This is a genomic window from Bacillota bacterium (assembly GCA_023511835.1).
Classification (GTDB): Bacteria; Bacillota; Sulfobacillia; order JAIMAT01; family JAIMAT01; genus JAIMAT01.
In genome coordinates this window covers 1-8,537 of the sequence record JAIMAT010000082.1, presented here as the reverse complement: position 1 = coordinate 8,537, position 8,537 = coordinate 1, and the positions used below count along the sequence as shown (strand labels likewise).

At 73.8% G+C, this 8,537-nt stretch carries 9 protein-coding genes; all 9 read left to right on the top strand.

Going from position 1 to position 8,537, the window contains the following annotated elements; translation table 11 throughout:
• On the top strand, nt 1-620 hold a 620-nt coding region (locus K6U79_09855; protein MCL6522655.1), incomplete at its 5' end, for an NADP-dependent isocitrate dehydrogenase.
• A gap of 20 nt (nt 621-640) precedes the next feature.
• Nucleotides 641-1,516, top strand: coding sequence for an NAD(+)/NADH kinase (locus K6U79_09850; GenBank protein MCL6522654.1), 876 nt, complete (start codon nt 641-643; stop codon nt 1,514-1,516).
• Nucleotides 1,517-1,518: 2 nt separating this feature from the next.
• Nucleotides 1,519-1,983 (top strand): arginine repressor, encoded by a 465-nt coding sequence (locus tag K6U79_09845; GenBank protein MCL6522653.1) that lies wholly within the window; start codon nt 1,519-1,521, stop codon nt 1,981-1,983.
• A gap of 18 nt (nt 1,984-2,001) precedes the next feature.
• Nucleotides 2,002-3,744 carry a DNA repair protein RecN gene (gene recN / locus K6U79_09840; protein ID MCL6522652.1) on the top strand — a complete coding sequence of 581 codons (1,743 nt, stop codon included), beginning with the start codon at nt 2,002-2,004 and terminating at the stop codon, nt 3,742-3,744.
• Between the two features lie 187 nt (nt 3,745-3,931).
• Nucleotides 3,932-5,137, top strand: a complete 1,206-nt coding sequence (gene spoIVB, locus K6U79_09835) for a SpoIVB peptidase (protein MCL6522651.1) — start codon at nt 3,932-3,934, stop codon at nt 5,135-5,137.
• A gap of 249 nt (nt 5,138-5,386) precedes the next feature.
• Nucleotides 5,387-6,136, top strand: coding sequence for a sporulation transcription factor Spo0A (gene spo0A / locus K6U79_09830; GenBank protein MCL6522650.1), 750 nt, complete (start codon nt 5,387-5,389; stop codon nt 6,134-6,136).
• Nucleotides 6,137-6,253: 117 nt separating this feature from the next.
• On the top strand, nt 6,254-7,375 hold the full coding sequence (locus K6U79_09825) for a hypothetical protein (GenBank protein MCL6522649.1): 1,122 nt from the start codon (nt 6,254-6,256) through the stop codon (nt 7,373-7,375).
• Nucleotides 7,376-7,415: 40 nt separating this feature from the next.
• Nucleotides 7,416-8,375, top strand: coding sequence for a copper transporter (locus K6U79_09820; protein ID MCL6522648.1), 960 nt, complete (start codon nt 7,416-7,418; stop codon nt 8,373-8,375).
• Nucleotides 8,372-8,537 (top strand): glycosyltransferase (locus K6U79_09815; protein ID MCL6522647.1); only part of this gene is annotated, 166 nt, incomplete at its 3' end. The genes K6U79_09820 and K6U79_09815, both read left to right, overlap by 4 nt.

Genomic DNA, 8,537 nt, shown 5'->3' with positions numbered 1-8,537 from the left:
GCCTGGTGCGCAAGGCCATCGCCTGGGCGCTGGAGCACGGCAGGAAGTCGGTCACCCTGGTCCATAAAGGGAACATCATGAAGTTCACCGAGGGCGCCTTCCGCGACTGGGGTTACGAGCTGGCGGAGGAGGAGTTCGCCGGCCGGGTGGTCCGCGAGGACCGCCTGGGCGAGGAGGAGGCCGCCGGCCGCCTGGTGATCAAGGACCGCATCGCCGACAACATGTTCCAGCAGGCGCTCCTCCGCCCCGCGGAGTACGACGTGATCGCCACGCCCAACCTGAACGGCGACTACCTCTCCGACGCCCTGGCCGCCCAGGTGGGCGGTATCGGCATGGCGCCGGGGGCCAACATCGGCGACGAGTACGCGGTCTTCGAGGCCACCCACGGGACGGCGCCCAAGTACGCCAACCAGGACAAGGTCAATCCCGGCTCGGTCATCCTCTCCGGCTGCATGCTCTTCGAACAGATCGGCTGGACCGAGGTGAGCCGCCTGATCCAGGAAGCGATGGAACGGACCATCTCCGAGCGGATCGTCACCTACGACCTGGCCCGGAACCTGGAGGGAGCGCGCGAGGTCTCCACCTCCGGCTTCGCCCAGGCCGTGGTGGAGCGGCTCTGACCGCCTCCGGAGAGCGGTCGATGCGGCTGGGCGTTATCTTCAACCCCGCCAAGCCGGCCGCCGCCCGGGCCGCGGAGGCGCTGGCCGCCGCGGCCCGGCGGCAGGGCTGGCAGGTGACCCGGATGAGCCTGGAGGCGCCCGAGCCGCTGGCCGGCTTCGACCGCCTGGTCGTGCTGGGCGGGGACGGAACGGTCCTGCAGTGGGCGGAGCGGCTGGCGCTGGCCGGCGTCCCCGTACTGCCCGTCAACCTGGGCCATCTGGGCTTCCTCGCCTCGGCCGCGCTCGGCCGGGACGGGGAGGAGGGGGAGGCGACCTGGCTCCCCCTCCTCGCCGCCGAGGGTTGGGTGGAGGACCGCCGCCGCCTCCTGGAGGTGCGCGTCGGCGGCCGGCAGGAGACGCCGCCGCTGGTGCTGAACGACGCCCTGGTCGCCCGCCGGCGCTCCGGCCGGACGCTGGACGTGGAACTGCGCGTGGACGGGCAGCTGCTCTACCGCTACCGCGGGGACGGGCTGATCACAGCCACGCCCACCGGTTCCACGGCCTACGCCTACGCCGTCGGAGGCCCGGTGGTCGACCCGGCGCTCCCCGCCATCCTGGCCTGTCCGGTGGCGCCCCACGCCGCGCTGCCGCGCCCGGCGGTGGTCGCCCCCACACGCGAGGTGGAGGTGAGGACGCCGGGCGCCGACGACGTGGTGGTGGTGCTGGACGGGCAGAGGCATCGCGAGGTGCCGCCCGGCGAGGCGGTGCGCGTCCGCCTCTCCACGCGGGAGATCCGCTTCCTGCGGCCGCCCGCCTACCACCCGGTGGCCGCGATCCGCCACGGCCTCCGGCGCATGGAGGGGCTCGAGCCCCCCGCGGCCGGACGTCCCGAACTGCGCTCCCCGGGGGAGGGGTGAGGTTGACCAGCAAGGCGGAGCGCCAGCGCAGGATCCTGGAGCTCGTCCAGAGCCGGGTCGTCGCCACGCAGGAGGAGCTGGCCGAACTCCTGGCGGGGGAAGGCTTCCCCGTCACCCAGGCCACGGTCTCCCGCGACATCCGCGAGCTTCAGCTGGTCAAGATCGCCACCGGCGACGGCCGCTACCGGTACGCGCCGCCCCCCGAGACGCCCAATCCGGCCCGCGTCGACCAGTTGAAACGGATCTGCCGGGAGAGCATCCTGGGATATGATTCCAGTCTCAACCTGGTGGTCATCCAGACGCTTCCCGCCACCGCCGCCAGCGTCGCCGAGGCCATCGACATCCTCCACTTCGAGGAGGTGCTGGGCACGCTGGCCGGCGAGCGGACCGTCTTCGTGGTGATCAAGCCGCCGGAGGCGGCGGGCCGCTTCCTCGCCCGCCTGGCGGAGCTGACCTCCGGCTCCTGAGCGCGGGGAGGCGTCGAGGTGCTGCGTGCCCTGGAGATCCGGGACCTGGCCCTGATCGAGGTCGAGGAGCTGGAGTTCGGACGGGGCTTCCACGTGCTGACCGGCGAGACCGGCGCCGGCAAGTCCATCCTGGTGGACGCGCTCAGCCTGCTGCTGGGCGGCCGCGCCAGCCCCGAGCTGGTCCGCGCCGGCGCCGCGCGGGCGCGCGTCGCCGCCTGGCTCGAGCCGCCCTCGCCGGAGGGGGAGGAGCGGCTCCTGGTGCGCGAGGTGAGCGCCAGCGGCCGCTCCAGCGCGCGCATCGACGACCGCCCGGTGACGGTGGCGACGCTGCGCCAGGCGGCGGCCCGCTGGCTGGCGGTCCACGGCCAGCGGGAGACCTCCGAACTGCTCGTCCCCTCCCGCCAGCGCGAGCTCCTCGACCGCTTCGGCGGTCCCGCCCTGCTGGAGGCGCGCCGCCGCTTCCGCGACCTCGCCACGCGCCTGCGGGAGGTCCGTTCCCAACTGGCCGAGGCGGACGTCCTGGAGCGGGAGCGCCTCTCGCGTCTCGATCTCCTCCGCTTCCAGGTGCGGGAGATCGAGGCCGCCCGCCTCCGCCCCGGCGAGGAGGAGGCGCTGGAGCGGGAGGTGGGGCGGCTGCGCCACCTGGAACGCCTGCGCGAGGGCGCCGAGCGCTGGCTCCAGGCCCTGCAGGAGTCCGAGGAGCCGCCCGCCGTCCTCGTCCAGCTGGGCGCCGCAGCGCGCGAGCTGGGCGAGCTGGCCCGCTGGGACGACGGCCTCGCCCAGCCGGCCTCCATGCTGGAGGAGGCCGCCGCCCTGGCCGGCGAGGCGGCCAGCCTCCTGCGCCGCTACGCCGACCGCCTCGACGTCGAGCCCGGTGCGCTGGAGGCTGCGGAGGAACGGCTGATGCTCCTGCGGCAGCTCGGCAGGAAGTACGGCGGCGGCACGGCGGCCATCCTCGACTACGGCGAGCGCGCCCGCCGCGAGCTGGAGAGCCTGGAGCAGGCCAGCTACGACGCCGACGCGCTCCGCCGCCGGGCGGCGGCCCTGGAAGAGGAGGCGGCCGCCGTCGCCGCCGAGCTCTCCCGCCTCCGCCGCGAGGCGGCCCGGCGTCTGGAGGATCGGCTCCCGGAGGAGCTGGCGGCGCTGGGCATGCCCTACGCCCGCTTCCAGGTGGCCCTGGAGCGCCGTGCGGACCCCGAGGGCCTGCCGCTGGAGGGCGGGCGCTTCGCCTTCCACCCCGGCGGCGTCGACGAGGTGGAGTTCGTCCTGGCCGTCAACCCGGGCGAGAAGGCGGCGCCGCTGGCCGAGGTGGCCTCGGGCGGGGAGCTCTCGCGCATCCTTCTGGCGCTGGAGACGGTGCTGGCCGAGGCCGACGATCGCGAGACGCTCGTCTTCGACGAGGTGGACGCCGGCGTCGGCGGCGAGGCCGGCCGGGCGGTGGGCGAGCGGCTGGCGCGGCTGGGGCGGAGCCGCCAGGTGGTCTGCGTCACCCACCTCGCCTCCGTGGCGGCCCTGGCCGACGTCCACTTCTACGTCGAAAAGCTGGTCGAGCCGGCCGACGGCGGGGAGGCCGGCCACGCGGAGGCGGGCGGCCCGGCGCTGCGCACCCGCACCCGCGTCCGGCGCCTGGAGGGCGAGGAGAGGGTGCGAGAGATCGCGCGCATGCTGGCCGGCGATCCGGCCCGCACCTCCTCGCTGGAGCACGCTCGCCATCTGCTCCGCCAGGCCAGCCTCTGGAAGGAGCAGGCGCTGGGCGCCTGACCGACGAACGAGCGTGGTCGTCGCTTCCAGAACCTTCCTTGGCTCCGTCCCCTCCCCGCAGACGAAGACTTCTACCGTACGAAAGAACCGCCACATAAGCCCGCGATCGGCCCGGACAGTCTAACCCGCGACGGGCGAGCGGCGCCTTCGCGCACCGTTCGTCCCGTCAGCGGGGAGCGTGAGCGCCATGAGACGACCCGCGAAGCGGGCGCTCTACGCCGCCTTCCTCGCCGGACTCCTCCTCCTGGCGGGCGGGACGCCGCAGCTCCTGCGCTGGGCCTCCTTCCCGTCCGCCATCTGGACCGGCGAGGGCAGTCGCCTCACCCTCCTGGCACCGCTGGAAGGCCGCATCGACGCCGGCGTACCCGGCCGCTACACGGCAAGGTTGCCCCTTCTGCCGTGGTTTCAGGCAGCCAGCCGCCCGGTGACCGTCCACGTCATGCCCCCGGTGGAGGTGGTGCCGGGCGGCGAGTCGGTGGGGGTGATGCTCCGGGCCCGGGGTGCCGTCGTCCAGTCGCTCGCCTCGGGGGCGGACTCCCCGGCCCGTGCCGCCGGTCTCCGCCCCGGCGACGTCCTCCTGGCGGCCGACGGGAGGCGGCTGGAAGGCATCGACGCACTGGTCCAGGCCGTCCAGGCGGCCGGACGGAGCGGTCGTCCCCTCCGCCTCCAGGTGCAGCGCGGGCCGGCCGTCCTCACCCTCGAGGCGCGCCCGAGGAAGATCGACGGCCAGTACCGGCTCGGCGTCTGGGTGCGGGACAGCGCCGCCGGCGTGGGCACGGTCACCTTCTATGACCCTGCGACGCGGACGGTGGCGGCGCTCGGGCACCGGGTCAGCGATGAGCACGGCGACCCGTACCCCATGCGGGACGGCAAGTTCGTCACCGCCCTGGTCTCGGGGGTCCAGCCGAGCCGGCAGGGCCAGCCGGGGGAGAAGGTGGGCGTCTTTCTCAACGTGCAGCACCCGCTGGCCACCATCCGGGCGAACACCGCTTTCGGCGTCTTCGGCCGGCTGGCGGGGCGGCCGCCGGCCAAGCCGGCGGTGCCCGTGGCCTGGGAGGACCAGGTCCACCCGGGCCCGGCGGAGATGATCACGGTGGTCCAGGGGTTGCGGCCCGAGGCCTTCCGGGTGGAGATCGAGCGCGTCATCCATTCCGACCAGCCCAGCGCGCGCTCCTTCATCCTCCGGGTGACCGATCCTCGGCTGCTCCATGCGACGGGGGGGATCGTGCAGGGGATGAGCGGCTCGCCCGTCCTCCAGGACGGACGGCTGGTGGGCGCGGTGACCCACGTCTTCATCCACGACCCCACGCGGGGCTACGGGGTCTTCGCCCAGTGGATGCTGGAGCAGGGAGGCCTGCTACAGGGGGGCGCGGAACGCTCGATGGCTTCCTGAGAGGCGGGGACGGCGCCGGAGCGCGGCCGCGGCCGCCGCCCCCGTCCCCTCGCCTCCGCGGGCCGCGGCGGCCGCCCCGCGGGGCCGCGAAGGCTGACGAGATTTGCGATCGATCCCCGGCCGACCCGCGGAAGGGTACGGCCCGTCGGACGCGCATTCCTATGCGAAAGCGCACCGGCGCCTTCGACTCATCCACGAGGGGGTCCAAACGGGGTGGCGTCACTCTCCCGTCTCTCTTCCGCGACCACGATCTGCATCGCGGACGACAACGCCGACTTCTGCGACCTGCTGGCCGAGTTCATCGAGTCGCAGCCCGACTTCCGCCTCTGCGGCGTGGCCAACAACGGCGAGGAGATCCTGGAGCTGATCGAGCGCGAGGAGCCGGACGTGGTCATCCTGGACGTGATCATGCCCAGGCTCGACGGCATCGGCGTGCTCGAGGCGCTCAACGCCAGGCCCGCGGGCAGCCGCCGCCCCAAGGTGGTGCTGCTCACCGCCTTCGGCCAGGAGAACATCTCGCAGCGGGCGGTGGCACTGGGCGCCGACTACCTGATCCTGAAGCCGTTCACGCTCGACATCCTGGCCAAGCGGGTCCGCCAGCTGGTCCGCGACGAGATCGTTCCCGCCTCGCCCGCGCTCACCGACCGCCATCTCGACATCGAGGTCTCCAACCTGCTGCACGAGATGGGCATCCCCGCCCACATCAAGGGCTACCACTATCTGCGCGAGGCCATCCTGATGATCGTCGACCACGTGGAGATGCTGGGCGGCGTCACCAAGGAGCTCTACCCGGCCATCGCCAAGCGTTTCGACACCACCCCCAGCCGCGTGGAGCGGGCCATCCGCCACGCCATCGAGGTGGCCTGGACCCGGGGCAACGCCGAGGCGGCCCAGCGCATCTTCGGGTACACCATCCGGTCCGAACGCGGCAAGCCGACCAACTCCGAGTTCATCGCCATGCTGGCCGACCGCCTCCGCCTGGAGAGCCGCGCCGGCTAACCGTCCGGAGCGGGGCGGCAGGAGGCGGCGGCCCCGCGGTCGAGCCTCCGGAGCGGAACGGTGCCCGTCTTCACGTGTCCTATAATTGTGAGCGTGGAGCGGGGTGAAAGACCGGCCATGCACGTCGCCGGCAGGATCCGGGTGGACCGCAGGACCAAGGACTTGGCCCGCAGGCTTCGCAGGGGCGAGATCGCCGTCATCGACCATTGCGACCTGGACGAGGTGGCCGCCCGGAGCCTGCTGGACCGTGGCGTGCGCGCCGTCCTCAACGCCAGCCCCTCTTTCTCGGGAGGCTTCCCCGCGCGGGGAACGCCGCTCCTGGTGGAACAGGGCGTGCCGGTGGTCGACTCGCTCGGCCCGTCGGTGATGGAGGCGCTGCACGAGGGCGAGAGCGTCGAGGTGGTGGACGGACGCCTCTTCGCCGGCGGACGGCTGCTGGCCGAGGGCCGGATCGTCGACCGCGAGCTGGTGCACCGGGAGATCGAGCGCTCCTACCGCCACCTGCGCGATGAGTGGAGCGCCTTCTTGGAGAACACCCTCAGCTACGCCCAACACGAGAAGGAGCTGATCCTCGAACCGTTTCCCGTACCGCCCCTGCAGACCCGCCTGCGGGGGCGGCCCGCGCTGGTGGTGGCGCGCGGCCCGCACTTCAAAGAGGACCTGGAGGCCTGCCTGGCCTACATCCGCCACGAGCGGCCGGTGCTGATCGGCGTCGACGGCGGCGCCGACGCCCTGCGCGAGTTCGGCCTCCTGCCGGACCTGGTGGTCGGCGACATGGACAGCGTGGAGGACGAGACCCTGCGCCGGGCGGCGGAGCGGGTGGTGCACGCCTATCCCGACGGCCGCTCGCCCGGTCTGGAGCGCGTGCGGAGCCTCGGGCTGGACGCCCACGTCGTCCGCTCGCGCGGCACCAGCGAGGACGTGGCCCTGCTCATGGCCTACGAGGCGGGCGCCTCGCTCATCGTGGCGGTGGGCAGCCACACGGGGATGATCGACTTCCTGGAGAAGGGCCGAAAGGGTATGGCCAGCACGCTGCTGGCGCGGCTCAAGGCGGCCGACCGGCTGGTGGACGCCAAGGGCCTCAGCCAGCTCTACCGCCCGCCGCGCCGCTACACCGGCCTCTGGCAGCTGGTGCTGGCCGGCCTCCTGCCGCTGGCCGTCATCTTCGGCATCTCCCCGCCCCTGCGGTCGCTCCTGCTCTTGTGGTGGTTGAACCTGCGCGTGGCCGCAGGATTCTGAGCGCGCGGACGCGGTCCTCGCCGCTGCGGGAGGCTCCGCCTTGATCGATCTGCGCACACACGTCATCTCCCTGGTGGCCGTCTTCCTGGCGCTGGGGATCGGTCTCCTCCTGGGCCTCTCGCTGGCCGACCGCCAGCCCGTCACGCAGACGCAGCAGGGGCTGATCACCCGCCTGGAGAGCCAGTACGACCGCCTGCGCGGCGAGAACGAAAGCCTCGCCGGCCGCGTGCAGCAGCTGAGCCAGTCGCTGGCCCAGGAGCAGCAGGCGCACGGCGAGCTCCTCGACCTGCTGGTGGGCGGGCGGCTCCAGGGCCTGCGCGTCGCCCTCTTCGACCTGGGCTCGCCGGACGAGGAGAGCGCCGTCCGCTCGCTGCTGGAGCAGGCCGGCGCCCAGGTGACGCTGGTGGCCACCTTCCTGGGCCCCCTCGAGCCGCCGCGATCCAGCGACTGGGAGGCCTGGTCGGCCGCCCTCGGCCTCCCGGCCGACGACCGGCAGGGGCTAGAGCAGGCGGCGGTGCAGGCCCTGGTGGCGCAGCTGGGCACGCCGCTCCAGGCGCCGGGACCCGGGGGCGGCCGCGTCGACGGACCGCTCTTCGCGCGCCTCGCCATCGAGGAAGGGCTCCTCCGCGCCAGCGTCTTCCAGCCCGGTCCCTACGACGCCGCGCTGGTCCTGGTGGGGCTGGACGGCTTCTCCTCGCGCCAGGCGGCCGACCTGGCCGGCGGCCTGCTGGCCGCCCTGCGCCAGAACGGGGTGCGCGCGGTGGCCGCCGAGCCCTCGACGCTCCAGCCGTCGGTGGTGACGCCGCTGGCCCGGACGCAGGGCGTCTCCAGCGTCGACGACATCGACCACGTGGCGGGCCAGGTGAGCGCCGTCTACCTGCTCGGCGGCCTGGCCAGCGGCTCCTACGGCACCAAGCCGGGCACGCAGGCGCCCTACCCGGCGCTGGTCGCGCCCCCCGTCTCGCCTGCCGCGCCCGCGCAGGGGGGAAGCGGGGGATGAGCCCGTCGCTCCCGTCGCTGGTGGAGCGGGCCGCCGTCGTCATCCCCGCCTACCAGGAAGCAGACCGGATCGGCGCCACCGTCCGCGCCCTCCGGCGGGCCGGCTTCCGCGAGCTGCTGGTGGTGGACGACGGCTCCCGCGACGCCACCGCGGCGCGCGCCC